Source organism: Luteibacter aegosomatis (genome assembly GCF_023078455.1).
Lineage (GTDB): Bacteria > Pseudomonadota > Gammaproteobacteria > Xanthomonadales > Rhodanobacteraceae > Luteibacter > Luteibacter aegosomatis.
Map to the genome: position 1 here is coordinate 1,559,311 of NZ_CP095740.1, position 24,342 is coordinate 1,583,652.

At 66.8% G+C, this 24,342-nt stretch carries 23 protein-coding genes; 13 read left to right on the plus strand and 10 right to left on the minus strand.

The window, feature by feature from the left end; genetic code table 11:
* Positions 1-46 precede the first annotated feature (46 nt).
* Both L2Y94_RS07205 and L2Y94_RS07210 read left to right on the plus strand, forming a co-directional pair.
* Positions 47-2,275, plus strand: coding sequence for a DUF5916 domain-containing protein (locus tag L2Y94_RS07205; RefSeq protein ID WP_247374018.1), 2,229 nt, complete (start codon positions 47-49; stop codon positions 2,273-2,275).
* A 147-nt stretch (positions 2,276-2,422) separates the two neighbouring features.
* Complete coding sequence (locus L2Y94_RS07210) at positions 2,423-4,240, plus strand: glycoside hydrolase family 15 protein (protein ID WP_247374020.1); 1,818 nt, start codon at positions 2,423-2,425, stop codon at positions 4,238-4,240.
* On the opposite strand, the gene L2Y94_RS07215 is transcribed toward L2Y94_RS07210, so the two are convergent.
* The 3 genes from L2Y94_RS07215 to L2Y94_RS07225 form a co-directional block, all read right to left on the minus strand.
* Positions 4,237-5,427: a DUF1501 domain-containing protein gene (locus tag L2Y94_RS07215; RefSeq protein WP_247374021.1), complete on the minus strand. Its 1,191-nt coding sequence runs from the start codon at positions 5,425-5,427 to the stop codon at positions 4,237-4,239. The two genes, L2Y94_RS07210 and L2Y94_RS07215, sit on opposite strands and share 4 nt — an antisense overlap.
* Positions 5,428-5,435: 8 nt before the next feature.
* The gene (locus tag L2Y94_RS07220) at positions 5,436-6,944 is read right to left on the minus strand and encodes a DUF1800 domain-containing protein (RefSeq protein ID WP_247374023.1); all 1,509 of its coding nucleotides are present in this window, start codon (positions 6,942-6,944) and stop codon (positions 5,436-5,438) included.
* Positions 6,945-7,055: 111 nt separating this feature from the next.
* A complete protein-coding gene (locus L2Y94_RS07225; RefSeq protein ID WP_186448205.1) occupies positions 7,056-7,352 on the minus strand; it encodes a hypothetical protein in 297 nt (98 codons plus the stop codon).
* A gap of 97 nt (positions 7,353-7,449) precedes the next feature.
* Between L2Y94_RS07225 and L2Y94_RS07230 the strand changes: the two genes are divergently transcribed.
* Positions 7,450-8,055: a class I SAM-dependent DNA methyltransferase gene (locus L2Y94_RS07230; RefSeq protein ID WP_247375162.1), complete on the plus strand. Its 606-nt coding sequence runs from the start codon at positions 7,450-7,452 to the stop codon at positions 8,053-8,055.
* Here L2Y94_RS07230 and L2Y94_RS07235 read toward each other — a convergent pair.
* Positions 8,045-8,818, minus strand: coding sequence for a CPBP family intramembrane glutamic endopeptidase (locus L2Y94_RS07235; protein WP_247374024.1), 774 nt, complete (start codon positions 8,816-8,818; stop codon positions 8,045-8,047). The genes L2Y94_RS07230 and L2Y94_RS07235 overlap by 11 nt on opposite strands.
* A gap of 119 nt (positions 8,819-8,937) precedes the next feature.
* Here L2Y94_RS07235 and L2Y94_RS07240 point away from each other — a divergent pair, with 119 nt between their 5' ends.
* The 4 genes from L2Y94_RS07240 to L2Y94_RS07255 all read left to right on the plus strand — a co-directional run bounded on the left by L2Y94_RS07240 (position 8,938) and on the right by L2Y94_RS07255 (position 13,837).
* Entirely contained in the window at positions 8,938-10,506 is a 1,569-nt protein-coding gene (locus L2Y94_RS07240) for a TerC family protein (protein WP_247374025.1), read from the plus strand.
* A gap of 99 nt (positions 10,507-10,605) precedes the next feature.
* The gene (locus L2Y94_RS07245) at positions 10,606-11,529 is read left to right on the plus strand and encodes a hypothetical protein (RefSeq protein ID WP_247374026.1); all 924 of its coding nucleotides are present in this window, start codon (positions 10,606-10,608) and stop codon (positions 11,527-11,529) included.
* A gap of 286 nt (positions 11,530-11,815) precedes the next feature.
* Complete coding sequence (locus L2Y94_RS07250) at positions 11,816-12,721, plus strand: hypothetical protein (protein WP_247374027.1); 906 nt, start codon at positions 11,816-11,818, stop codon at positions 12,719-12,721.
* 156 nt (positions 12,722-12,877) lie between these two features.
* Positions 12,878-13,837: a hypothetical protein gene (locus L2Y94_RS07255; protein WP_247374028.1), complete on the plus strand. Its 960-nt coding sequence runs from the start codon at positions 12,878-12,880 to the stop codon at positions 13,835-13,837.
* A gap of 2 nt (positions 13,838-13,839) precedes the next feature.
* On the opposite strand, the gene L2Y94_RS07260 is transcribed toward L2Y94_RS07255, so the two are convergent.
* On the minus strand, positions 13,840-14,271 hold the full coding sequence (locus L2Y94_RS07260; RefSeq protein WP_247374029.1) for an MAPEG family protein: 432 nt from the start codon (positions 14,269-14,271) through the stop codon (positions 13,840-13,842).
* 104 nt (positions 14,272-14,375) lie between these two features.
* Between L2Y94_RS07260 and ypfJ the strand changes: the two genes are divergently transcribed.
* Both ypfJ and L2Y94_RS07270 read left to right on the plus strand, forming a co-directional pair.
* On the plus strand, positions 14,376-15,242 hold the full coding sequence (gene ypfJ / locus L2Y94_RS07265; RefSeq protein WP_247374030.1) for a KPN_02809 family neutral zinc metallopeptidase: 867 nt from the start codon (positions 14,376-14,378) through the stop codon (positions 15,240-15,242).
* A 4-nt stretch (positions 15,243-15,246) separates the two neighbouring features.
* Complete coding sequence (locus L2Y94_RS07270; protein WP_247374031.1) at positions 15,247-15,588, plus strand: YkgJ family cysteine cluster protein; 342 nt, start codon at positions 15,247-15,249, stop codon at positions 15,586-15,588.
* Between the two features lie 179 nt (positions 15,589-15,767).
* Here the strand turns inward: L2Y94_RS07270 and L2Y94_RS07275 are convergent, their stop codons facing one another.
* On the minus strand, positions 15,768-17,588 hold the full coding sequence (locus tag L2Y94_RS07275; RefSeq protein WP_247374032.1) for a DEAD/DEAH box helicase: 1,821 nt from the start codon (positions 17,586-17,588) through the stop codon (positions 15,768-15,770).
* Between the two features lie 147 nt (positions 17,589-17,735).
* Between L2Y94_RS07275 and fghA the strand changes: the two genes are divergently transcribed.
* Together fghA and rimJ are read left to right on the plus strand one after the other, a co-directional pair.
* Positions 17,736-18,584: an S-formylglutathione hydrolase gene (gene fghA, locus L2Y94_RS07280; protein WP_283248527.1), complete on the plus strand. Its 849-nt coding sequence runs from the start codon at positions 17,736-17,738 to the stop codon at positions 18,582-18,584.
* The gene (rimJ, locus tag L2Y94_RS07285; RefSeq protein ID WP_247374034.1) at positions 18,581-19,135 is read left to right on the plus strand and encodes a ribosomal protein S5-alanine N-acetyltransferase; all 555 of its coding nucleotides are present in this window, start codon (positions 18,581-18,583) and stop codon (positions 19,133-19,135) included. The genes fghA and rimJ overlap by 4 nt, the downstream gene beginning before the upstream one ends.
* Here rimJ and L2Y94_RS07290 read toward each other — a convergent pair.
* From L2Y94_RS07290 to L2Y94_RS07300, 3 genes are all read right to left on the minus strand, one after another.
* The gene (locus tag L2Y94_RS07290; RefSeq protein ID WP_247374035.1) at positions 19,132-20,511 is read right to left on the minus strand and encodes a DEAD/DEAH box helicase; all 1,380 of its coding nucleotides are present in this window, start codon (positions 20,509-20,511) and stop codon (positions 19,132-19,134) included. The genes rimJ and L2Y94_RS07290 overlap by 4 nt on opposite strands.
* A 335-nt stretch (positions 20,512-20,846) precedes the next feature.
* Positions 20,847-21,509, minus strand: a complete 663-nt coding sequence (locus L2Y94_RS07295) for an SAM-dependent methyltransferase (protein ID WP_247374037.1) — start codon at positions 21,507-21,509, stop codon at positions 20,847-20,849.
* Positions 21,510-21,565: 56 nt separating this feature from the next.
* Positions 21,566-21,910, minus strand: a complete 345-nt coding sequence (locus L2Y94_RS07300; protein ID WP_247374038.1) for an EF-hand domain-containing protein — start codon at positions 21,908-21,910, stop codon at positions 21,566-21,568.
* 125 nt (positions 21,911-22,035) lie between these two features.
* Here L2Y94_RS07300 and L2Y94_RS07305 point away from each other — a divergent pair, with 125 nt between their 5' ends.
* A complete protein-coding gene (locus L2Y94_RS07305) occupies positions 22,036-23,283 on the plus strand; it encodes an MFS transporter (RefSeq protein WP_247374040.1) in 1,248 nt (415 codons plus the stop codon).
* Between the two features lie 31 nt (positions 23,284-23,314).
* Complete coding sequence (locus L2Y94_RS07310) at positions 23,315-23,803, plus strand: FKBP-type peptidyl-prolyl cis-trans isomerase (protein WP_247374042.1); 489 nt, start codon at positions 23,315-23,317, stop codon at positions 23,801-23,803.
* A gap of 64 nt (positions 23,804-23,867) precedes the next feature.
* Here L2Y94_RS07310 and L2Y94_RS07315 read toward each other — a convergent pair whose 3' ends face one another.
* The gene (locus tag L2Y94_RS07315; RefSeq protein WP_247374044.1) at positions 23,868-24,320 is read right to left on the minus strand and encodes an organic hydroperoxide resistance protein; all 453 of its coding nucleotides are present in this window, start codon (positions 24,318-24,320) and stop codon (positions 23,868-23,870) included.
* Between the last annotated feature and the right edge of the window lie 22 nt (positions 24,321-24,342).

A 24,342-nucleotide genomic window follows, 5' to 3' on the forward strand; every position in this document is an offset into this window, starting at 1 on the left:
GTCGGGGGGCATCCATTTCCGCAAGTCCTAACGAATCGGGAAGTTCATGCGCCGTCGCCTCGCCCTGCTGGCCCTCTTGTCCTGTGCCTGTGCCGCCCACGCAGCCGAGGTGACGATCGACGGACGCATCGACCCGGCCGAATGGGCCGGGGCCGAGCACATCACCGATTTCCGCCAGACCCAGCCGCTGACCGGCAAGCCGGGCAATCAGCCCACCGAAGCCTGGGTGCTGTCGACGCCCAAGGGCCTGGCCGTCGCCGTTCGCGTGACCCAGCCGGCGGGCATTCCCCGGTCGATGCAGCAGACCCGTCGCGACGAGGACGCCCGCGTCGACCGGATCAACGTGATGGTGGATTTCAACGGCGACGGTCGCGTGGGCTACGACTTCGAGGTGAAATCCCAGGGCGGCATCGCCGACGAGATCATCACCAACGAATCCGACTTCAGCTACGACTGGGACGGCAATTGGGAGCACGCGGTTACCCAGGACGCGGACGGCTATTCGGTGGAGGTGCTGATCCCCTGGTACATCGCGCCGATGCACAAGGCGACCGGTGACACGCGGCGTATCGGCCTCTACATCGATCGCATCATCGCGGCCACCGGCGAGCGCGTGGCCTGGCCGGCGGTGAGTTTCGACCAGGGGCGTTTCCTCTCGAGCTTCCAGCGCGTGGAGCTGCCCGCGTACTCGCAATCGCTGTTCGCCGTCACGCCCTACGTCGTGGCGCGCACGGATCGCGCCCACGGCGGCACCTCGTTCGAGCAGGGCGCGGACATCCAGTGGAAGCCCAACGGACAGACCCAGCTCACCGCCACCATCAATCCCGATTTCGGCCAGGTGGAAAGCGACGACCTCGTCGTGAATTTCTCGCCGACGGAAACCTTCTTCACCGACAAGCGCCCGTTCTTCACCGAGAATCAGGGCATCTTCGATTTCAGCCTGCTCGACGACTACTCGCAGCTGGTCTACACCCGCCGCGTGGGCGGCCTGTCCGACGACGGCCATGGGCCCGCCGACATCTCCGCGGCGGTGAAGCTCAACGGCAGCGTGGGCGGCACCAGCTACGGCATCCTCACCGCGCAGGAGAAGGGCGACGCCGGGCGCTCGTTCGGCGCCTTGCGCCTGTTGCACGACTTCGGCACGCAGACCTTCGGCATGCTCGCCACGCGGGTGAATCACCCCTATCTGGATCGCGATGCCAACGTGCTCGGCTTCGACCATCGCTGGCAGCCGAACAAGTCGTTCACGCTCACCAGCAACATCGTCGGCAGCAAGATCGACCAGCCCGGCGAGAACAGCAAGGGCCTGGGCGCCACCAGCATCGCGTATTGGGAAATGAACGATACGTGGAGCCAGCAGTGGCTGGGCATGTACTTCGGCAAGCACCTGGAGATCGACGATTTCGGCTACCTGCCGCGCAACGACATGACGTACCTGCACTGGGAAGTGCGCCAGCGCATCACGGACCTGCCCGCCGATTCGGCCTACGCCTCGCACCTGTGGCATTACCGCATTTCGCAGGCGGACGACTCCGACGGCCGGCGCATCTCCCGCCGCTTCCGCTTCCAGCGCGACAGCCAGCGCCGCGACGGTGGCATGGAACAGCTCCGGCTCGACCTGTTCACCTCGGCCTACGACGACCTGCTGACCCGCGGCGGCAACGCGTTGCGCACCCCGCGCACGGGTCGGCTCTACTTCGACCGCGAGCAGCCGCGTTCGGGTCGCTGGGCCTGGGAAGCCGAGGGCTACGTCATGGGCAACCAGCTCAGCGGCCTGCACCGGCTGAGCTATTACCTCAAGTTCACGCCCACCTATTTCATCACCGACGGCTTCAGCGTGTTCACCGGCGCGAGTTACGAGTGGGACCCCGACTGGCTGATCTGGCAGCACGACAACCTCGTGGGCTCCTACGACGGTCGCACGTTCGGCATCGACAGCGGCGTGAACTGGAACATCGGCAACCGGCAGGAATTGCGCGTGAAGCTGCAGACGCTGGCGGTGGGGGCAAAGCTGCGCCAGGCCTACCGGATCGCGCCCAACGGCCGGGCCATCCCGGTGGACGATCCGGTGGACGGGCTGGGCGTGGCCAACCTGGGCTTCCAGATCCGCTACCGCTACGAGATCGCGCCGCTGTCGAACCTCTACATCGTCTACAACCGTGGCGGCTACGAGCAGGACACGGACGATGCGCTGGGCAACCAGTTCCAGCGGGGATTCGGCTTGAAGGACGTGGAAGAGGGGTTGGTGAAGGTGGCTTACCGGCTGGAGTTCTGACCCCGTCATCCCGGCGCACGCAGGAATTTCGCCTAGGTGCCCATGCGCGAAAGCCGGGATTCAACGCGCCGGATTCCCCTTTCGCAGGAACGACAAGCAGTTCACGCCGCGCATGGCATCAATCCCCGAAACCTTCGGGAGACCCGCGTGCCTCGTCGCGACAACCCCATGCCCGGCCGCGCCATCGGCGACCACGGCATCGTCGGCAATATGGATACCGCCGCCCTCGTGGCGATCGACGGCACGGTGGATTACCTGTGCTGGCCGCACATGGACAGCCCCACGATCTTCGCCGCCTTGCTCGATCCGGACGAGGGTGGCGAATTCACGGTGGAGCCCGCGCTGGAGGATGCCCGGCGCATGCAGCTCTACGTGCCTGAAACGAATGTGCTGATCACGCGATGGATGTCGGAGGCGGGCAGCGTGGAACTGACCGACTTCATGCCGCACCCGGAGATTGACTCGCGCGTGCCGCGCAGCCTGGTGCGCTGCGTGAAAGTAATACGCGGCGACGTGGACATCCACGTGCGCTGCCGCCCCCGTTTCGACTACGCACGCCAGGTGCCGAAAACGGAGGCCTATGGCGACACGGCGGTCTTCCATGCGCCGAGCGCGTCGGTACGGCTTGGCGCGACGGTGCCCCTGCGCATCGGCGACGGCGAGGCCGAGGCGCGATGTTCGCTGGCAGCCGGGGAGAACGCCTGGTTCGTACTCTGCGACGAGGAATGCGATCCGTTCACCGAAGACGAGTGCCGCCACGCCCTCGGGGCGACGCTGGATGCCTGGCGCCGCTGGATGCGCCGCTCCACGTATCGGGGCCGCTGGCGCGAACGCGTGGACCGCTCCGCGCTCGTGCTGAAGCTGCTCACCTCGCATCGCCACGGCTCGATCGCGGCGGCGGCCACGTTCGGCCTGCCCGAGGCCACGGGAGCGGAACGCAACTGGGATTACCGGGCGACGTGGATCCGGGATGCGTCGTTCACCGTTTATGCCTTCATGCGGATGGGCTACGTGCAGGAGGCCGAGCATTTTCGCGACTGGGTGGAGACGCGGATCGAAAGCCTCGGCGAACATTCCGCGTTGCACATCATGTATGCGTTGGATGGTGGCGAGGCCGCGGAGGAATCCACGCTCGACCATCTCGCGGGCTACGCGAACTCGCGGCCGGTGCGCATCGGCAACGCCGCCCGCACGCAGACGCAGCTCGATATCTTCGGCGAGCTGATGGACGCCATCTACCTGTCGAACAAGTACGGCACGGCGATCAGCCGCGCGGGTTGGGATCACGTGAAACGGATCATCGACCACGTATCGCGCCATTGGCGCGACGCCGACGAAGGCATCTGGGAAATCCGCGACAAGCCCCGCCATTTCCTCCACTCGCGCCTGATGTGCTGGGTGGCGCTGGACCGCGCCGTGCGGCTGGCCGGAAAACGCTCGCTGCCGGCGCCCATCGTGGACTGGATCGCCGAACGCGACCGCATCGCCGAGGATATCTGGGCCAACTTCCGTCATCCCGAACATGGCTATTTCGTGCAGACCCGGGGCGGAGACGACCTCGACGCCTCGCTGCTCATGATGCCCCTGATGCGCTTCGTGTCCGCGACCGATCCGGTCTGGCTGGCGACGCTGGATGCCATCGGTACGCAATTGACCGACGACGGCATGGTGTTCCGCTATCGCAACGCGGACGGGCTGGAAGGGGGCGAGGGCGCGTTCACCACCTGCACGTTCTGGTACGTGGAGTGCCTCGCGCGCGCGGGACGGTTGCACGAAGCGCGCTCGATCATGGCGCGCGGCGTGTTGTATGCGAACCATCTCGGCCTGTTTTCCGAGGAGCTGAACTGGCGCGGCGATCCGCTGGGGAACTTCCCGCAGGCGCTCACCCACCTGGCCTTCATCAGCGCGGCCTATTATCTCGACCGCCAGCTCGCCCATCCGGAAGGACAGGTCTGGCAGCCCTAGACCAGTTGCAGATCGGTGGCCCTGGCGCCGGGGAAGACCGTGGCGAGGTCCGCGTCGGACAGGCCGTACATGCGCCGCATGAGGCCACCGAGCACCTCGCGGTAATTGTTGAGCACCGGGTAGTCGCGGTTCTGCAGCAGGCTCCCCGCGTTCACCGCCACCTGCCGGCCGGCGATGCGGCCACCCGCCACCTTGCCGCCGAGTACCCAGTAGGTGGTGCCATGCCCATGATCGGTGCCCTTGTTGCCGTTTTCGCGGAACGTGCGGCCGAATTCGGAGACCACCACCACCACGGTATCGTTCCACTCCTTCTCGCCGAGTCCATCGGCGAAGGCGGCGAGACCCTGGGAGAGATTGTCGAGGTTGCTGGCGAGCTGGCCGTTGGCGCCGCCCTGGTTCACGTGGGTATCCCAACCGCCCACGTCGACGAAGCCGAGGCGGAAGCGGTCGCGCATCAGCGTCGCCATGCGTTCGCCCTGCTGGGCGAAACCACGCGCGTTCACGGCCCCGCGGCTGGCGGCCACCATTTCGGTCTGCAGATCCTTCGCCACGTCCTGTCGCAACTGCAGGCCATCGGTGGCGGCGGCCTGCAACGCCGTGCCCTGGTACATGGAGGCGAGGATCTTCGACTGCCGATCGTCGAATACGGCCTTGCCGCCGCCCTTGAGCGAAACGTTGGGCACGTCGCCCGCGCCACGGAACGACAGCGGCAGCGCGTCGGTGAACGCGATGGGCGGCACGCCGCGCAGCACGCCGCTGAGGCGACCCATGAAGCCGGAAGCGTAGTGCCGCGCATCGCCGGCTTCGCCGCCCTCGATGTTGTCCTGCGTTTCGAAATGGCTGCGGGAGAGATCGTCCGTGCCAGCGAAGGGAATGAACGCGAGCTGCTTCCTGTCCCACAGCGGCCCCATCGTCTGCGCGACCGCGGGGGCGAGGGCCCAGTTCGCATCCAGCGCGCGCACCGACGCGGGATCGCCGGGCGTGGGTCTGGCCAGCGCGATGCTCGGCCGCGACTCGTAATAGAAATCGCTGGCGTACGGTACGAGCAGGTTGTTTGCGTCGTAGCCGCCGCGCAGGAACACCAGCAGGAAACGAGGCGCAAGGGCGGGTGCGGCGAACACCTTGCCGCCCAGGGTCAGGGCGGGCACGGTGGCGGCGAGGGCGAGGAGAAACCGGCGGCGATCCATGGGAGGCCTCAGCGGTAGTTGAATTCGGGGGACGAGAGCAGGAACGTGTTCCACTCCTGCTGCGAGGTGGCCTGCGATAACGCGTCGCGCGTCCTTGGGCCGAGATAGGGATCGAGGGTGGCGTAGTAAATGGGCGTGGTCAGTTGCGGAAAGCCGCCGCGCTGGCGCGTGCCGCCCTCGTCGAGGTCGAACAGGTGGTTGGCGCCGCTGCCGATGGCGCGCGCGATCTCGAAGCGCTTGGCCACCTGGCCGGAACTGGACCATTCCGAATCGGCCGACGGCCAGCCGTCCGGCGTGACGCGACCGAAGGGCGCCTGGCCGAGCTGGTTGATCCAGTTCACCAGCGGACGCGGGTTCGCCACCGGCTTGCCGTCATAAGCCAGTCGCATGGTGGAAACGAGGAACTGGGTGGGATCCTTGTAGCGCTTGCCGAGCGACGCGGTGAAATCCTTCGAGGTAAGCATCGTCTTCACGACCTCGGCGATGTCGCCGTCGCTGCGCCGGAACGTCCTGGCCATGGCGTCGACGAGGGCCGGCGACGGGTCGTCCGACACGAAATACTTCGCCAGCTTCGTGGACACGAACGTGGCGCAGGCCGGCTGGCTCACGATGAGGTCCACGGCTTTCTCCACCTCGTCGAAACCGCCTCCCTTGATGGCGTGGCCGAGCAGGACCTTGTCGCCGAAGTCGTGACGGTTCGGGTTGAACTCGAAGACGCCTTCCTGGACGTAGTAAGGCTGGAGATCGCGCCGGATCTTGCGCGGTTGGCCGTCGAAGTTCACGCCCACGCCGGTGAGGATGCGTGCGAGGTTCTGCACGTCGGCCTGCGTGTAGCCGGACCCCACGCCGAGCGTGTGCAGTTCCATCAGTTCGCGCGCGTAGTTTTCGTTGACCTTGTCGCGCGCGTTCTGCGCGTTGTCGAGGTATTCGAGCATGGCGGGACTTTTCAGCGTCGCCATCACCAGGTCGCGGAATTTCCCCAGGGCATGCGGGCGGATCGTGTCCTGCGCGTAGTCGGCCACCAGCCAGCGCACGCGACCCTTGTTCTGGAACACGCTGAAATGATTCAGCCAGAACCATACCAACTGTTCACGCAGCTGGTTTTCGTCGTATATCGCATGGAGCAGTTCGGCGGACTGCGCTTCCTGCGCGTACTCGTTGCCTTGCTTCTGCAGGGCCTTGCGCGCCTCCTGCTTCGCATCGCCATCGGGCATGTCCTTCACGTCGCGATACTGGTCGCGCACCTGCGCGAGCAGGGTGGCGGTCGGTGTCTTCATGACGTCGAAACCCGCGATCTGCGCTTTGACGGCGGGGGGCAAGCCCTCGTCGGAGGGATGCAATTGACGGTCGAGGAAACGGCGTTTGCCCAGGTCGCGAAAACTCGCGACGGTGGCCGAATCCGCGCCGAAGGTGACCCGGTTCAGCCAGGCCGCATCTTCTTTCGACAGGGCCGTGTCGGCAGCCGTCGCCGGCAGGGCGGCGACGGCGAACAGGCATGCGGCGAAAAGCGATCGCATGGAACCTTCCGTTCTCGGGGGCGATGTTCCGTTGAACGGTTGGACGACCCGGTAGGTTTACTGCGATCCCGTTCGCGGACCCTGTCCGCGAACCGGGTGGAGCGAAAGGTGTCAGATCTCGTTTTCGTCCGGGTCGACGAACTCGATCGCCGCTTCCCGGGTACCCGCGGTCTCCTCGGCGACCTCGCGCACGCGTTCCAGCTTGCTGCGCGGCGATTCCACCTCGACGGTGTAGGTCTTCGAACTCATGTCGTCGGACAGGTTCTGCGAACTGGAGTCGTCGCGGAAGTCGTTCATGAAATCGTCGACCTCCTCGACGCGCTCGATGCCGTCGATGCCGTGGAGGGCGGTGATCACGTCGTCGAACACGTCGCGGTCGCCGGTGATGCGCAACTGGATACGGGGCATGTGACTCTCCTGGGGCGATGGCGAGATGTTGCCCGGACGAGTGTATGCCCGAAGTGGAGGGACCGCTAACATGGCGGTTTTCCAGCCGGCGCGCGATATGTCCAAGACCTACGACCAGGCCTATTTCGACAAGTGGTACCGCAGCGCCGACCATGCGGTGCGTTCCCCGGCCGAGTTGCGCCGCAAGGTGGCGATGGTGCTGGGGCAGGCCGAGTTCTACCTGGGCCGGCCGGTGCGCAACGTGCTCGACGTGGGCTGTGGCGAGGCGCCCTGGCGGGCCGTGCTGCGCCGTCTGCGGCCGGATATCGCCTATCGGGGGCTGGAGGCCAGCGAATACGCCGTGGCCCGCTACGGGCGCAGTCGCAACATCGGCTACGCCCGCTTCGGCCAGCTCGCCGAACTGCGCTTCGACACGCCGTTCGACCTCATCGTCTGCACCGACGTGCTGCATTACCTGAAGCCGGCCGAGATCCGCGCCGGCCTCACCGGCGTCGCCGACATGCTCGAGGGGTTGGCCTTCTTGGAGGTCTACACGCGCGAGGACGATCCCGGCGGGGATCGCGAGGGTTTCCAGGCGCGTCCTGCGCGCTGGTATCGCGAGGCCTTCAGGGAGGTGGGCCTGCTGCCCGTGGGGTCGCAGTGTTATGTCGGTCCGACGCTGGCCCGGCGTGTCGCGGCGCTGGAGACCTGCGCTAGCGCATGAACCAGCCGACCGTGGCCATGGCGTTGTTCACGGCATGGGTCACGAAGGCCGGCCAGAGGGAGCGGCTGCGTACACGCAGCCAGGCGCAGAACAGGCCCACCAACACGAGGTTGGGCACGGCGTACCAGAGCCAGTCGAGGTCGGGCAGGTGCACCAGGCCGAACACCGCCGCCGAGACCGCGATGGCCCCACCGTCGCCCATGCGGGCGCGAAGCGTGGCGAGGAAGGCGCCGCGGAAGAGTACTTCCTCCACGAGGGGGCCCACCACCACGGCGGCGGGGACCAGGGCGGCCCGCATGCCGACGTGGGCCTTGTCGGCGATGTCGCTGACCGCCTGGCTCACGTCGTGGCCGCCGGCCAGCCACGAGGTGAGCAGGCCGCCGAGGATCGGGGCGGCGAAGCCCAGTACCGTGGCGAAGGCGATATGTCGGCCGTCCGGCGGGGTGAAGCCGAGCCCGGAAAGGCCTCCCTCGGTGGCGCGGGCACCCCATCGGCGGACGAGCACGGCGATGGTGATGGCGGCCGAACAGACCAGGGTGAGGATCACCACCACGATCAAGCGGTCGGGTGCGCCGGGCACGCTCTGCGGAAACTGCCGCGAGATCAGCTGCGAGAGGGTGCCGAAAAGGCCACCGAAGCCGAACTGGAGCGCGAAGTAACCGAGGATGCACAGAAGCGTCTCGACCAGGCCGGGCACGCGCTCCGGCGGGGCGGACAGGTCGGTGTCCATGGGAAGGGCAGGGGATGCGGAATCGTGGGGCATGCGGCACCCTAGCCGAGGCTTGCCGCGCCGCGCAACGGCAGGTCGGCACGGTCCGTCACGCGGCCCCTGTATAGTGTTGCGTCCCTGAAGGAGAGAACGGGCGCCTTGCGCGCCGGCCCATGTTTGTATTCGACTGGCTAGCCGACCCCTCCGCCTGGGCGGGTCTCCTCACGTTGATCGTGCTGGAGATCGTGCTCGGCATCGACAACCTCGTCTTCGTCGCGATCCTCGCCGACAAGCTGCCCGCGCGGCAGCGCGACCATGCCCGGCTGCTCGGCCTGGGCCTGGCCCTGGTCATGCGCCTGTGCCTGCTGGCGGCGATGTCCTGGCTGGTCACGCTGACCACGCCGCTGTTCGAATGGAACGGCTTCGGCTTGTCCTGGCGCGACCTCATCCTGCTTGTCGGCGGCGCCTTCCTGCTGTTCAAGGCCACGCTCGAACTGCACGAGCGGCTGGAAGCCTCCGACGACCACGAGGGCAAGGGCGCGCGACGCGGCAGTTTCTGGCTCACCGTGCTGCAGATCGTGATCCTCGACGCCGTGTTCTCGCTCGACTCGGTGATCACCGCCGTGGGCATGGTCGACCACCTGTCGATCATGATGATCGGCGTGGTGATCGCCATGGCCCTGATGATCACCGCCAGCAAGCCGCTCACCGCTTTCGTGAACGCGCGGCCCACGGTGGTGATCCTGTGCCTGTCGTTCCTGCTGATGATCGGCTTCAGCCTCATCGCCGAAGGATTCGGCTTCCACATTCCCAAAGGCTATCTCTACGCGGCGATCGGCTTCTCGATCATGATCGAGGCGTTCAACCAGACGATGCGGCGCAATCGCCGCCGCTCGCTGCTGGTCGGCGGGCGCTCCATGCGCGACCGCACCGCCAAGGCGGTGTTGCGCCTGCTGGGCGGGCGTCCGGAAGACGAGGCCGAGCCGGGCGGCGCGCCGACCGAGGCCGCCGAGGCGTCGGTGTTCGGCAAGGACGAGCTGGAGATGGTGCAGGGGGTGCTCGATCTCTCGCAGCGTCCCGTGCGCTCGATCATGACGCCGCGCACCGAGATCGTCTGGGTCGATCCGTCCGACGAACTGGGCAACCTGCTCGAGGAAGCGCGCGAGTCGCCGCATCACTGGATGCTGGTCGCCAACGGCGACCTCGACGAACTGGTGGGCGTGGTCTCGTCGCGCGATCTTCTCGCCAGCCTCAGCGATCACGGTCGCCTGGAGACCTCCGTGGTGCGCAAACCCGTCACGGTGCTGGAGTCGCTGAGCGTGCTGCGCCTGATCGACGAATTCCGCCGCGCGTCGTTGCAGGTGGCGCTGGTCGTCGACGAATACGGAAGCATCCTCGGCCTGGTGACGCCCGCCGACGTGCTGGAAACCATCGCGGGCGAATTCCCCAACGAAGGCCGCGAGGGCGATCCTTCCGCCGTGAGCGAACCGGATGGCGCATGGCTGCTCGATGCCAGCCTCGACGCGCGCCGCGTGGAGCACCTGCTCGGCCACCGTTTGCCAGGCGCGGCAGAAGGAAATTTCTCAACCCTTGCCGGCTTCGTGCTCCAGCGCCTCGGTCGCTTACCCGGCGTGGGAGATCGCTTCGAGGCCGATGGCCTTGCGTTCGAAGTGAAGGCTATGGAAGGTGCACGCATCCAGCGCGTCAGGGTGCTGGCCTTGCCCGTGGACGACGACACGTGACGGAGCGCGTCCTCATGCGGCCCTACGACCGATGGCCTATGGATCGTTCCTCATCCGGGGTGTAATCAGGGCGCACCGGAGCAGAAAGGAAAACATGACATGGAATGTCATTTCGCGCGGGGCTCTTCTTTTTTCATGCAGGTCGTCGTCATGCTGGTCGGTTGCGCCCTGGGCGCCTGCTCGCCGTGGCATGCCCCCGCACCGCCAGCGACGACGGCCGTGCTGGACGGACCGGACGGACCTGGCACGGTGGCCAACCTGAGACATCGTTATGAGGACCTCGCCATGGATTGCCGCGGTGAGCCCGCCGTGCGGTGCACGGGCGTCCTCGTCGAGGCAGCGGTCGACGGCAAGGATCCATGGCAACCCTATGCAGGCAACGGCGTGCCCATGTCCTGGTTCAGGAAGGACGCGTGGATCAAGCAGGCTTATCAGGGCCGAGGGGGTGTCACTTACTACGCGCCTGACGATTCGCCTGGCTTGCGCAAGCGTCCTTTGTACATCCTGTGTGCCTACGTCTTCAATGCTTACACTGATTTTCGAAAGGGACGCTGCGAGGGCTACGAGGACACGGCAACGTATCCCGTCTCCGGGCCTTGCCAGCGGGAAGGCGTATTCACCGCGGCGCAATGGCGGGAGCATTTCGCGCGGCGGCCCAGTTCGATCGGCATGTCGTGGCAATGCGGCTTCGACCTGGGCATGTCGGATGGCCCCCGGGTGTTCGCGCTACTGCCAGGCCTGATGCGTGATTCGGGTGTTCCCGAATACACGGGCAGCATCAACGAACTGGTTGCCGAATCGTGGCCGCCGAACGAACCGGCGACGGTACCCATCGAGTCGTTTTATTACGACACGCGGCACGGCGACAGTCTCGCCACGGCGCAGAGGTTGCAGGTCGCGATGAATGATCGGGGAGGCATCTGGCGCCCCGTCATCGCTATCACGTTCGGGGCAACGGAAGATGACGCGACCCTTTTCGACTATCGCGAAGCCGACCAGGCAAGGCGTCCGCCCGATCGCTGATACGAAGGCGTAGCGGCGTGGCAAGGGAAATTTCTCAGCATAGGGACGGCTCGCGATGTGCCACCGCGTGTCGCGAACCCGCTTGGCGAAAGGGGTTGCCGTCGATGAACTTGCAGGGAGGGGGCGACGAAGGAAAGATGCGCGTACCCGGCGCCGGTGGGCGACGACACGTCATCCATGAATTCGCGGGCCGATGATGCGGCGGCCTTCGGATACCGACGTACCGCATCAAGGAGCAACAGGAAGCGACGACATGGACGTCTCTTTACTATTGGAGCTTTAAACGATGTACCTAGCCCTCATGCTCGGTTGCGCCCTCGGCGCATGTTCTACGCCGCCGTCTTCCGGTCAGCCGACCGCCAAGGCCGTGCTGGACGGGCCGGACGGTCCCAGCACCGTCGTCAATCTCATGAACCGCTACAACGACCTCTCCATGGACTGCCGGGGCGAGCCGGCGGTGCGCTGCACGGGCGTGCTCCTGGAAGCTTCCGACGATCGCGATCCATGGCAGCCGTTCGCGGACAACGGCGTGCCGATGTCGTGGTTCAGGCGTGACGCGCCGATCACCGGAATGTATCCGCCTCAGGCCGGCATGTTCTATTACCCCGCCGACAAGTCGGTGCAGTTCGGCAAGCGGCCGATGAACGTGCAATGCGCCTACGTACTCAATGCATTCACCGATTTCCGCCCCTCCCGTTGTGGAGGTTTCGACGAACCGGGCAGTCCCGAAAGCGGTCCATGTCAGCCGCAGGGCATCACGACGGCCGCTGCCTGGTTCGCGCACATGGATCGCAACCCGCAGAAGCCCAACCAGGCAGGAGGTTGGCAATGCGGGTTCGACCTCACCGCGCCGGATCGCGCGGTGGTCTTCTCGCACTTTCCCCAACTGATGCGCGAATACCTCGTGAAGCACGAACCGCGGAACGGATACAACGAACTGGTCGCGTTCTCATGGCCGCACGACCAGCCGGACATCGTGCCGATCGAGGCGTTCTTCTACCGAGCCGGTCCTTTTCCCAATCCGGTATCCGCATTGGAGCGTGCACGCGCGTTGCAAGCTCGCATGAACGACGTCGGCGGCATCTGGCGCCCGATCGTCGAAGTGCGTTTTCCGACCGACCCCGGCCAGCCGGTCCTTTTCGGCTACAACGAGGCCGATCAGGCACGTCCCGTGCCGGTAACGCGACATTGACCGAGCTTTAGGAACGATCGGCCGTCGCACCGGGTCTCCCGGTGCGACGCCGCGATGCGCGGGGGCGCACATCGCGCCTACGACTCCTGGCCGATGGCGTAGTGAACTTCCGAAGAGGCATAACGTGTTTGCCTCAATTCAAGGGAGTCATACGACATGGATCGTCGTCTTCGCGCGGGAACGCGTCCGCATGTTTATGTCTTTATCCTGCTGGTCAGCGGTTTGCCGGCAGCGTGCTCTTCATCGCATCGCGCCGCGCCGGTGCCGGCCGAAGCGATATTGGCCGAGCCCGACGGCCCCGGTGTGGTAGCCGATTTGCGAGCTCGTTACGCCGACACGACAAGCTCATGCAAGGGTAACGAACCGGCGGTGCGCTGCACCGGTATCCTGTTGGAAGCCTCCCGGCTCAGGGATCCGTGGCTTCCCTACAAACCCGACGGCGTACCGATGTCATGGTTCAGGATCGACGGACCGATGCCGAGTACCTACGAACCGGAACGAGGTGTGCAGGCCGGGATGATCTATTACTCGCCCGATCGGTCGGTGCAGTTCGGCAAGCGACCGCTGAACGTGCAGTGCGCTTACGTGTTCAACGCCTTCACGAACTTTCGTCCCAACGGCCGCTGCGAAGGAATTCCCGCATCGAATACCCCAGAGAGCGGCCCTTGTCAGCCGCAGGGTATCGTCGACCTCGACACCTGGATCGCGCACATCAAGCGAAATCCGGACCCGCCCCAGAACGGCGGCTGGCAGTGTGGCTTCGATCTGTCGGCGACGGACCGGACAGCCGTCTTCTCGCACTTCCCGTCGATGATGAAGGAAGCCCTGGTGAACAAGTATCCCGGTGCGGGCCATGATGAACTGATCATCTACACCTGGCCGCAGGACGGCGCGCAGCTCGTGCCCATCGAAGCCTTCTTCTACAACGCGGGACCCGACACCCGGCAGAATTCGCTCGAGCGGGCCCAGGCTTTGCAGAAGCTCATGAACGACAAGGCCGGCATCTGGCGGCCCGTGGTCGAGATCCGCTTTCCGCTCGATCCGACCGACGAGGTACTCTTCGGCTACAACGTCGGCGACCAGGGCATCCCCGCCCCCGCGTCGAAGCCGGACTGACGTTACTGCGCAGCGTCCTCCGCGGGCGCTGCCGCAGCGTTGTTTTCCATGATGGCCATGCCCATTCCGCCGGCTGCCATCAGCATCAGGGCGGCCCAGGCCACCATCGACACGACGTAGCCTGGGCCGCGCCGCGTGGCGTCGCCGAGATAGGCCACGGCGTACCAGACGCGGCCGGCCAGCCAGACCAGCCCGGCGATGCCCGCCCACAGCGGGTCCACGTACTGGGCCGCCAACCAGAGTGCCGGGATGAACATCACGGCGTTCTCCAGCGTGTTCATCTGTACCCGCCAGGCCCGCTCGAAGGAGGGGTCTCCCGAGATGGACGGCGCCTTGATACCGTAGCGCTCGCGTGCCCTGCCCACGATGACCACCGTGTAGAACATCAGGAGCAGGGTAAGCAGGGTGACGACGGCGGGGAGCTGACTGGTCATGAAACGATCCGGGGGACAACGGTAGCGGGGCAGTGTAGCGGCAACGCGCCGTGCGATCATGCCGACCGCGTCTCGCGGGGACACATTCGAGGGAGGAGGCAACCATGCTGTGGCAGAAAGGCCGTAGAAGCGACAACGTGGAAGACGCGGGCGGCGGCGGGGGTGGCCCTTCGTTCGGCGGCGGGCGGGGCCTGGGCATCGGCGGAATCATCATCCTCGCCATCCTGGGCGCCGTGTTCTACAAGGATCCCACCGCCCTGCTCGGGCAGGGCGATCCGGGCGCCGCGGCGCCCAGCCAGAGTCAGCCTCGTCCGGCGGCGGATGCCAACGATCCGCAGGTGGATTTCGTTCGCGCCATCCTGGGCGAGACCGAGGACACGTGGGGCGAGATCTTTGCCGCGAACGGGCAGCGTTACGAGCAGCCGAAGCTGGTGCTGTTCCACGGCGCCGTGCGCACGGCCTGCGGTTCCGCCTCGTCGGCGGTGGGGCCGTTCTACTGTCCCGGCGACCGCAAGGTCTATCTCGACCTCGACTTCTTCCAGGAGATGCAGCGGCGCTTCCACGAGTCGGGCGATTTCGCCCGTGCCTACGTGATCGCCCACGAGGTGGGCCATCACGTGCAGAACCTCGTCGGCATCTTCGACAAAGCCGCCGAGGCGAGGCGGCGTGGCGCGAGCATGGAAGGCGCCACGGGGCTGTCCGTACGCCAGGAACTCCAGGCCGATTGCTTCGCCGGCGTGTGGGCCAACCATTCCCAGCAGCGCCAGCACTGGTTGCAGCCGGGCGACATCGAGTCGGCGTTGAACGCGGCCACGGCGATCGGCGACGATGCGCTGCAGGAGCAGGCCCAGGGCCGCGTGGTGCCCGACTCCTTCACGCACGGCACGTCCGCCCAGCGAGTGCGCTGGTTCAAGACCGGTTTCGAGGGCGGCGACATCGGCAAATGCAACACGTTCTCGGGTTCGATCTGAGGCCATGACTCACCCTTGCTTGCGCTGCGGCGCTTGCTGCGCGACCTACCGGGTCGCCTTCCACTGGATGGAAACCGACGCGGCCGGCGGCATCGTGCCGGCCGCGCTCACCGAACGCCTCGATGCCCACCGCGTGAACATGCACGGCACCAACGCCTACGAACCGCGCTGCAGGTCGCTCGTGGGCGAGGTGGGCGTGGCCGCGCATTGCGGCGTGTACGAGGTGCGGCCGTCGCCGTGCCACGACCTCAAGCCCGCCTGGGAGGACGGCACGCCGAGTCCGCAGTGCGACAAGGCGCGCTTGCGGCATGGGATGGCGCCGTTGACGCCTGCGGATTTCTCGTAGAGCAGGATCTCCGGTTTCGCGACGACCTACGGGATTGAATGTCGCTTGCGAAATAAACTCACGTCGCTCCTGCGTACGCAGGAGCCCAGAGCCTTACGCCCGGTTATCGCGGCAACGGTGATCCGGCTCTTCAGCCCTTCGACGAAAAAGCCCGGCGCGAGGCCGGGCTTTTCGATGCATCAGTACTTGCGACGCGGCGGCTTGCCGCCACCGCCACCCGGGCGCGCACCTTGCGGCCGGAAGTTGCCGCGGGGACGGGGTGCGCCACCGCCACCACCGCCACTTTGCGGCTGTTCCGTGCCGTCCCACTCGCGAATCTGCAACTGCTGCTGGGCGACCCACACCTTCTTCAGGTGGTTGAAGGTTTCCGCCGGCATGCCGTCGGGCAGGTCGATCAGGCTGTAGTCGTCACGGATGCTGACGCGGCCGATGAACTTGGCGTCGACGCCACCTTCGTTGGCGATGGCGCCCACGATGTTGCCCGGCTTCACGCCATGCTCGTGGCCGACCTCGATGCGATAGGTCTTCTTGCCGGTTTCCGTCACGTGAGCACGCGGCTGGCGCATGCCTTCACGTACCGGACGGCGATCGCTGAAGTCCCGATCGTTACGCTCGCGGTCGAATTCGCGCGGCGGACGCTCGGTGTACTCGCGCTTGGCCGGCGGTTCGAGCAACAGCGGCTGGTCGCCCTGGGCGATGCGCGCGAGCGCTGCGGCGATCTCGATCGCCGGCACGTTGTGCTCCTGCTCGAACTTCTCGACCAGTTGCTGGAACAGGCCGAGATCGCCCGTGGCCAGCGTATCGACGATGCGCTGGTTGAACTTGTTCACGCGCGTGTCGTTCACCGCCTCGATGGTGGGCAGTTGCATCTGTTCGATCGGCTGGCGCGTGGCGCGCTCGATCTGGCGGAGCAGGTTGCGCTCGCGCGGCGTGACGAACAGGATGGCCTCGCCGTTGCGGCCCGCGCGGCCGGTGCGGCCGATGCGATGCACGTACGACTCGGTGTCGTGCGGGATGTCGTAGTTGAGCACGTGGCTGATGCGGTCCACGTCGAGGCCGCGCGCGGCGACGTCGGTGGCGATCAGGATGTCGAGCTTGCCGGTCTTCAGCTGGTCGATCACGCGTTCGCGCTGGGCCTGCGCCATGTCGCCGTTGATGGCGGCGGCGGCGAAACCGCGCGCCTGCAGCTTGCTGGCAAGCTCCTCGGTGGCCGACTTGGTGCGCGCGAAGACGATCATCGCGTCGAAGCTCTCGGCCTCGAGGATGCGCGTGAGCGCGTCGAGCTTGTGCACCCCGCTCACCCACCAGTAACGCTGGCGGATGTTCGCCGCGGTGGTGGTCTTGTTCTTGATGGTGACTTCGACCGGATCATTCAGGTAAGTCTGCGCGATGCGGCGGATCGGCGCCGGCATGGTCGCGGAGAACAGGGCCACCTGGCGCTGCGCGGGCGTGGCCTGCAGCAGCTTTTCGACGTCGTCGATGAAGCCCATGCGCAGCATCTCGTCGGCCTCGTCGAGCACCACGAACTTCAGGGCGGAGAGATCCAGCGTGCCCTTGTCGAGATGGTCGATGATGCGGCCGGGCGTGCCGACCACGATCTGCGCGCCGCGCTTCAGGCCTTGCAGCTGCGGACCGTAGCTCTGGCCGCCGTAGATCGGCAGTACCTGGAAACCGGGCAGGTAGGTGGCGTATTTCTGGAAGGCCTCGGCGACCTGGATGGCCAGCTCGCGGGTGGGCGCGAGGACCAGCGCCTGGGGCTTGCCCGGCTTGAGGTCGATGCGCGACAGCACCGGCAGCGCGAAGGCGGCCGTCTTGCCGGTACCCGTCTGGGCCTGGCCGATGACGTCGCGGCCTTCGAGCAGCGGCGGGATGGTGGCGGCCTGGATGGGGGAGGGGGTCTCGTAGCCCACCTCGGTCAGCGCGCGCACGACGTTCTCGTCGAGCGCAAGCGCGCTGAAACCGGGCAGGGCCGGAGCGTTGTCTGTATCGGGGGATGACATGGCGACCTCAGGGGAGGGGCGCGGCGGCGGATTCGGCGCCGGGCAGTAACGTTATTGTAGCAGCGATCAGGGTCATACCAAGTAGGGCGTGGCCGTTTTCTCTGCCGGCATTAGACTTATCGGTCAGTTTCGTATGGGAATGGCGGCATGACGACGATCCAGGCGGTTTCGGAGCAGCGGTGTTTCGAGGGGACGCAGGGTTTCTACACCCACGATTCCGAGGTTTGCGGCGGCTCCATGCGGTTTGCCGTTTACCTGCCACCCCAGGCCGGGCAGGGCCCGGTGCCCGTCCTGTGGTACCTCGCCGGCCTGACCTGCACCGCCGAGACCTTCACCACCAAGGCCGGCGCCCAGCGCGTGGCCGCCGAGCTGGGGATCGCGCTGGTCATGCCCGACACCAGTCCCCGCGACACCGGCATCGCCGGGGCGACCGGCGACTGGGAGTTCGGCGAGGGCGCCGGTTTCTACCTCGACGCCACCCAGGAGCCCTGGGCGGCGCGCTTCCGCATGTACAGCTACCTGGTGGACGAACTGCCGCGACGGGTGGCCGACCGTTTCCCGCTCGACATGAACCGCCAGGGCATCTTCGGCCATTCCATGGGCGGCCACGGCGCGCTGACCCTCGCGCTACGCAACCCGCACCGGTTCCGCTCGGTATCGGCGTTCGCGCCCATCGTCGCCCCGGCCAGCGTGCCCTGGGGACGGAAGGCCTTTTCCCGCTACCTCGGCGACGACCGCAAGACGTGGGAAGCCCACGACGCCACGGCGCTGGTGAAGGGTGGAGCGCGCTTCGACGGCACCATCCTGATCGACCAGGGCGAGGCCGACGGCTTCCTCGTCGACCAGTTGCAGCCGCAGCGCTTCGAGGCGGCTTGCGAAGAAGCGGAGCAGAAGCTCGAACTGCGCGTGCACCCCGGCTACGACCATAGCTACTACTTCATCCAGACCTTCATCGAAGACCACCTTCGCCACCACGCGGCGGCCCTGGCGGCATGAGCGAACCGGTAAGGATCCGCACGCCCCGGACCATCGTCCGCCTGCTCGACATCGAGGAGGCGGAGTTGCTCCAACGCTATCGCGTGGAGAATCGAGAGCATCTCGGCCCGTGGGAACCGCTGCGGACGACGTCGCACTACGCGATCGACGGCGCCCGGCAGGCGGTGGAGGCCTCGCTGGAAGCCGCTCGCGCCGACCGGGGATACCCGTTCGCCGTGCTCACGCCCGACGGTGGCGAGATGATCGGCAGCCTCACCTTCGCGAACGTGGTGCGCGGGGTCTTCCAGGCGTGCCACGTCGGTTACGGTATCGCCCGGCGGCACCAGGGCAAGGGACTGATGTTCGAAGCGCTGGACAGTGCCATGCGCTACGCCTTCGGCCCGCTGGACTTCCATCGGGTCATGGCCAACTACATGCCACGGAACGAGCGCAGCGGACGCCTGCTCGAGCGCCTGGGCTTCGAGAAGGAAGGCTACGCGCGGCGGTACCTGAAGATCGACGGTCTATGGGAAGACCACGTCCTCACCGCGCGTATCCGCTCGGAAGGCTAGGCCTTGCCGCCGTTGCTGGCGGACGATCCGCCGCCGCGGCGACGACGGCGACGCTTCGGACCGGCATCCCCCGCGCTTGCCGCCGGCGGATGGCCGTGCGGACGATGCGACGGACGACCCTGGCCACCGCCCTGGCGGGCCTGCTGGCCGCCGCCCTCGCGAGGGGCGCGGGACGAGCCGCCGCCGGCCTGGCGCGGTTGCTGCTTCGGACGGGGTGCGCCGGCGTCGAGACGCAGCGGCGTGCTCGGCTCGAAGCCGGCCACGGCGACCATTTCCAGGTCGGTTTTCAGAAGGCGGCGGATGTCGCGCAGCAGGCCCGATTCGTCGTGGCTGACCAGCGAGATCGCCTGGCCTTCCGAACCCGCGCGGCCGGTGCGGCCGATGCGGTGCACGTAGTCTTCGGCCACCATCGGCAGGTCGAAGTTGATCACGACCGGAAGCTGGTCGATGTCGATGCCGCGCGCGGCGATGTCGGTGGCGACCAGGACCGTGACCTTGCCGCTCTTGAAGTCGCCCAGGGCACGCGTACGCGCGTTCTGGCTCTTGTTGCCGTGGATGGCGGCCGCGCGGATACCCGCGCTTTCGAGATGGCGCACGAGCTTGTCGGCGCCGTGCTTGGTGCGGCTGAACACCAGGGTCTGGCGTCGGCTGTCCTGGGCGAGCACGTGCAGCAGGAGATCGCGCTTGCGCGCGGCATCCACCGGGTGCACGCGGTGCGTGATGGTATTGGCGACGGTGTTGGCCGGCGTGGTGGACACCTCGCGCGGATCGCGCATGAACTGCTGGGCGAGGGCCTTGATCTCCGGCGCGAAGGTGGCCGAGAAGAGCAGGGTCTGACGCTTGGGCGGCACGGCGGCGAGGATGCGCTTCAGCGCGGGCAGGAAGCCCATGTCGAGCATGCGGTCGGCTTCGTCGAGCACGAGCACGTCCACCTTCGACAGGTCGACGGAGCGCTGCTGCATGTGGTCGATCAGGCGGCCGGGGGTGGCCACCACGATGTCGACGCCGCGACGCAGGGCGTGGAGCTGGTTGCCCATGCCCACGCCGCCGAAGATCACCGTGCTGGAAATGCGCAGGTGCTTGCCGTAGTCGCGCAGGTTTTCCTGCACCTGGGCGGCGAGTTCGCGGGTGGGCGTGAGGATGAGCGCGCTGATCGGACGACGGCCTTCACGCAGCGGCGTGGAGGCGAGCCGGTGGAGCAGCGGCAGCGAGAAGGCGGCGGTCTTGCCGGTACCGGTCTGCGCGGCGGCCATCAGGTCGTGGCCGGCGAGCACCTCGGGAATGGCGGCGGCCTGGATGGGCGTGGGCTTTTCGTAGCCGGCCTCGGACAAGGCGCGCAGCAACGCGGGCGCGAGGCCCAGCGAATCGAAGGACATGGAAAACTCCTGCGTGACCCGAGCGTTCCCTGGAACCGCGCTGCGAGTTATGAATTCGGCGGCTGCGCACCGCAGAGGGCGGTGGGCTGGCCGGTGTCGCGTGCGCTGTTCGGGGGTGGGGGAACGCGGCGGGATGAAGGAGAATCCTCGCCTGAAGCTCCGCAAGGGAGTCGATAGCGGCGGCACGACTGACGCAGCATAGCATATTGCGGCGCACAACGGGGGCCGTGCCTCGATCCACGGAATCGCGGGCAGGGTCCGCTCCCGGCCGCCGCTGGCAGGCGGCCCTGCGGACGGCGGGAGCGAACCGTGTCCGGGACCGAGGTGCCGAATCGTCAGGTCGGCCGCGACGCCGTCATGAGCCAGCTGTTGTAGGGCGTGCGCCCGAACAAGGGCCGGAAGGCCACGGCGATGCCGCGTGGCTCCAGTACCCGGCGTATCTCCTCGGCGCAGGGGAAATACTGGGCCCCTTCGGGAATCCAGCCCACGGCCTTGATGAAACGCTCCTCCCACACGGTGGCGCGGAAGCGCCAGGAGCCGTCGCGCAGCACGGTGCGCAAGACCAGTACGCCGTCGTCGGCGAGGTGGTCCACGGCGTAGTCCAGCAGTTCGGGTTGCCGTTCGCGCGGCAGGTAGTGCAGCACGTCGAGGAGGGCGACGTGGCCGCGCATCGATTGCGCGACGGTGGCGTCGGCCTGGCGCAGTTCGAACTGCCCGCCCAGCCCCGCGCGTTCGGCGGCGGCGCGTCCGTCGGCGATCTTGCGGCCGTCGCGGTCGAGGCCGAGGTAGCCGTCGAGAGCGTCGCAGGCATGGAGGTAGTGACCGAGGATGCCCAGTCCGCAGCCGATGTCGATCAACGGCAGGCGATGTCCCCCGAGGGCCTCGGCGGCAGCCTCGTACACGGGGTCGCTCGCGAGCTTGCCGTGCACGTACAGACGATCCCCGCGGCGCGCGAAGCGCGAGGCGATCAGGCGTCGGGTCCCGGGGCGTGCGTGCATGGTGTCGTCCCTGAAGCAGGACGGGGCGTCACGCGACGCCCCGTCCAAGCCGATGGTCAGTGCTGCGCGGAAGGCGCGGAAGACTTGTGAACGTAAGCGTCGTATTCGCTCTTGTCGAGGCTGCCGTTGTGATCCTGGTCGGCCTCGCCGAAATGAGCGCGCAGCTGGGACAGCGCAGGCACGTCCTGCGGAAGGTTGCTGCGCCGGATCAGCTTGGCACCCTTGGACACGGTGTCGAACGGCGGCGCGCCCTCATCCTGTTGTCCGGCCGCGCCCGGCATGGAGGCGGGCGCCGGTTGCGGCGTGGGAGGCGATGGCGAGGGCGCCGATTGGGCGAACGCCTGGCCGGCGGCAAGGCAGGTGGCGAGGGCGAAAGGAACGATCGAGCGCGAGTACTTCATGAGTCCTCCGTCTGTCGTGGATGGCGCCGATCAGTCTATGCGCGGCACGTCGTCGCACCGTGATCCGTCCGTTGTCTTTTTGCGCCGTGCTAGCCTCTGGCGGCCCTTAGGTTGAGGAAAATCTCATGCAGTTACCCGCCGCGCTGCGCGAACTCGATCACACGCAGCGGCACACCGTCCTGGCCAGCTTCCTCGGCTGGACGCTCGACGCCTTCGACTACTTCCTTCTCACGTTCGTGATCCTCGCGGTGGCGCAGGAATTCCACGTACCCAAGCAGGAGGTCACCTATGGTCTCTTCCTCACCCTGGCCGCGCGGCCTCTGGGAGCGTTGATCTTCGGCCGCCTCGCCGATCGTTACGGGCGGCGCCCCGTGCTGATGTTCGACATCGTGCTGTTCTCTGTGCTCGAAGTGGCCTGCGCCTTCGCGCCCACGCTGGGCGTGCTGCTGGCCCTGCGCTTCGTCTTCGGCATCGCGATGGGTGGCGAGTGGGGCATCGGTGCGTCGCTGGCGATGGAATCGATCCCGGCGGCATCCCGCGGTTTCGTTTCCGGCCTGCTGCAAAGCGGTTACCCCTGCGGTTTCTTCCTCGCCGCGCTGGCCAACTGGTTGCTGGTCGACCATGTCGGCTGGCGTGGACTGTTCGTCGTGGGCGCGCTGCCTGCGCTGCTGGTGCTGTACATCCGCCGCAAGGTGCCCGAGTCGCCGGTGTGGGAAGGACGTCGTTCGATGGCGCGCGAGAGCGTGTTCACGTCGATGCGCGGCCACTGGAAGCTCTTCGTGTACCTCATGCTGCTGATGGCCGCCTTCAACATGTTCAGCCACGGCTCGCAGGACATGTATCCCACCTTCGTGCAGGAGAGCCTGCACATCCCGGCGGGTTCGTCGACGGCCTTCATGCTCACCGCGTTGCTCAACCTCGGTGCACTGGTCGGCGGCCTTACCTTCGGCTCGTTCTCCGAGAAGATCGGTCGGCGCCGCGCCATCGTCATCGCGGCCCTCCTGGCGATTCCCGTGATTCCCCTATGGACCTACGGCGGCTCGCTGCTCCTGCTGGGCGTGGGCGCGTTCCTGATCCAGGTGATGGTGCAGGGTGCCTGGGGCGTGGTGCCCACCCATCTCAACGAGCTGTCTCCCGACGCCGTGCGCGGCACGCTGCCGGGATTCGCCTACCAGATGGGCAACCTGCTGGCCGCCATCACGGCCACCGCGCAGACCTGGCTGGCCGAGCGACGGGGCGGGGACTTCGCCTTCGCCATGTCGACGTGGATCGCGGTCGTGGCCGTGCTCCTGGCCCTGCTGACCTGGCTGGGGCCCGAGGCCCGGGGCGTGGGTTTCGGCCGATCGCGTGACGGCGGCCCGGGGCACGGCTAAAATGCCGGGTTTTCCTCCGGTAGAAACCATCATGCAGGCTGGCAAGGACAAGGTCATCTCGTTCCACTACACCCTCACCGTCGACGGCCAGCAGGTCGAAAGCTCGGTCGAAGGCGGCGAACCGTTGTGGATCCTGCTGGGTCACGGCCAGTTGATCCCGGGCATGGAAGCGGGCCTCGAGGGCAAGTCGGTCGGCGACAAGTTCGATCTGGAAATCGCGCCGGAGCAGGGCTATGGCCCGCGCCAGGAAGGCATGACCCAGCGCGTGCCGAAGAAGTACTTCCCGCAGCAGGGCAAGGGCCTGAAGGTGGGCGACAGCACCGTGCTCTCGCTCAAGGAAGGCGGCAATCGCGTGGTGGTGGTGCAGAAGATCGGTTCGAGCGTGGTCGACATCGACCTCAACCATCCGATGGCCGGCAAGACGCTGCACTTCAACATCGACGTGCAGACGGTGCGCGATGCGTCGGAAGAAGAGATCTCCCACGGTCATGCGCATCCGAACGGCGACGCCGCGCACTGAGTCGCGCTTCGCGTGACGAAAAAAAACGGCGCCTTTCGGCGCCGTTTTTTTTTCGCGAGACCGATCAGGCCAGCGCTTTACCGTTCACCGACACGTCCACGTCGACGTTGCCACGCGTGGCGTGCGAGTAGGGGCAGACATCCTCGTGCGCGGTCTTGACGATCTCCTGCGCGGTGGCGTCGTCCACGCCCGGCAGGCTCACTTCCAGCTTGACCTGGATGGCAAAGCCCGAGCCCTCGCGCGGGCCGATGCCGACGCTGCTGGCGACCGAGGCGCCATCGACCTTCACCTTCTTCTGGCCGGCCACGAAGCGCACCGCACCCTCGAAGCAGGCCGCGTAACCGGCGGCGAAAAGCTGCTCCGGATTGCTGCCGCCGCCGTTGCCACCCATTTCCTTCGGCAGGCGAAGGTCGAGCTTGATCAGGCCGTCGTCGCTTTCGACGTGGCCTTCGCGGCCACCGGACACCTTCGCGTGGGCGGTGTAGAGGATCTTCTGCACTTTCGAGAGGTTGCTCATGTCGGTTTCCTTGGGATGAAGG

Excerpts from the sequence above, each read along its gene's own strand:
- L2Y94_RS07240 (WP_247374025.1), top strand. The coding sequence starts at position 8,938 with ATGTTTGTATTCGACTGGCTAGCCGACCCCTCCGCCTGGGCGGGTCTC.
- fghA (WP_283248527.1), top strand. The coding sequence starts at position 17,736 with ATGACGACGATCCAGGCGGTTTCGGAGCAGCGGTGTTTCGAGGGGACG.
- L2Y94_RS07305 (WP_247374040.1), top strand. The coding sequence starts at position 22,036 with ATGCAGTTACCCGCCGCGCTGCGCGAACTCGATCACACGCAGCGGCAC.
- L2Y94_RS07275 (WP_247374032.1), bottom strand. The coding sequence starts at position 17,588 with ATGTCATCCCCCGATACAGACAACGCTCCGGCCCTGCCCGGTTTCAGC.
- L2Y94_RS07205 (WP_247374018.1), top strand. The coding sequence starts at position 47 with ATGCGCCGTCGCCTCGCCCTGCTGGCCCTCTTGTCCTGTGCCTGTGCC.
- L2Y94_RS07220 (WP_247374023.1), bottom strand. The coding sequence starts at position 6,944 with ATGCGATCGCTTTTCGCCGCATGCCTGTTCGCCGTCGCCGCCCTGCCG.
- L2Y94_RS07290 (WP_247374035.1), bottom strand. The coding sequence starts at position 20,511 with ATGTCCTTCGATTCGCTGGGCCTCGCGCCCGCGTTGCTGCGCGCCTTG.
- L2Y94_RS07225 (WP_186448205.1), bottom strand. The coding sequence starts at position 7,352 with ATGCCCCGTATCCAGTTGCGCATCACCGGCGACCGCGACGTGTTCGAC.
- L2Y94_RS07255 (WP_247374028.1), top strand. The coding sequence starts at position 12,878 with ATGGATCGTCGTCTTCGCGCGGGAACGCGTCCGCATGTTTATGTCTTT.
- L2Y94_RS07315 (WP_247374044.1), bottom strand. The coding sequence starts at position 24,320 with ATGAGCAACCTCTCGAAAGTGCAGAAGATCCTCTACACCGCCCACGCG.
- L2Y94_RS07310 (WP_247374042.1), top strand. The coding sequence starts at position 23,315 with ATGCAGGCTGGCAAGGACAAGGTCATCTCGTTCCACTACACCCTCACC.
- rimJ (WP_247374034.1), top strand. The coding sequence starts at position 18,581 with ATGAGCGAACCGGTAAGGATCCGCACGCCCCGGACCATCGTCCGCCTG.
- L2Y94_RS07260 (WP_247374029.1), bottom strand. The coding sequence starts at position 14,271 with ATGACCAGTCAGCTCCCCGCCGTCGTCACCCTGCTTACCCTGCTCCTG.
- L2Y94_RS07295 (WP_247374037.1), bottom strand. The coding sequence starts at position 21,509 with ATGCACGCACGCCCCGGGACCCGACGCCTGATCGCCTCGCGCTTCGCG.
- L2Y94_RS07270 (WP_247374031.1), top strand. The coding sequence starts at position 15,247 with ATGACTCACCCTTGCTTGCGCTGCGGCGCTTGCTGCGCGACCTACCGG.
- L2Y94_RS07230 (WP_247375162.1), top strand. The coding sequence starts at position 7,450 with ATGTCCAAGACCTACGACCAGGCCTATTTCGACAAGTGGTACCGCAGC.
- ypfJ (WP_247374030.1), top strand. The coding sequence starts at position 14,376 with ATGCTGTGGCAGAAAGGCCGTAGAAGCGACAACGTGGAAGACGCGGGC.
- L2Y94_RS07245 (WP_247374026.1), top strand. The coding sequence starts at position 10,606 with ATGGAATGTCATTTCGCGCGGGGCTCTTCTTTTTTCATGCAGGTCGTC.
- L2Y94_RS07235 (WP_247374024.1), bottom strand. The coding sequence starts at position 8,818 with ATGCCCCACGATTCCGCATCCCCTGCCCTTCCCATGGACACCGACCTG.
- L2Y94_RS07300 (WP_247374038.1), bottom strand. The coding sequence starts at position 21,910 with ATGAAGTACTCGCGCTCGATCGTTCCTTTCGCCCTCGCCACCTGCCTT.
- L2Y94_RS07250 (WP_247374027.1), top strand. The coding sequence starts at position 11,816 with ATGTACCTAGCCCTCATGCTCGGTTGCGCCCTCGGCGCATGTTCTACG.
- L2Y94_RS07215 (WP_247374021.1), bottom strand. The coding sequence starts at position 5,427 with ATGGATCGCCGCCGGTTTCTCCTCGCCCTCGCCGCCACCGTGCCCGCC.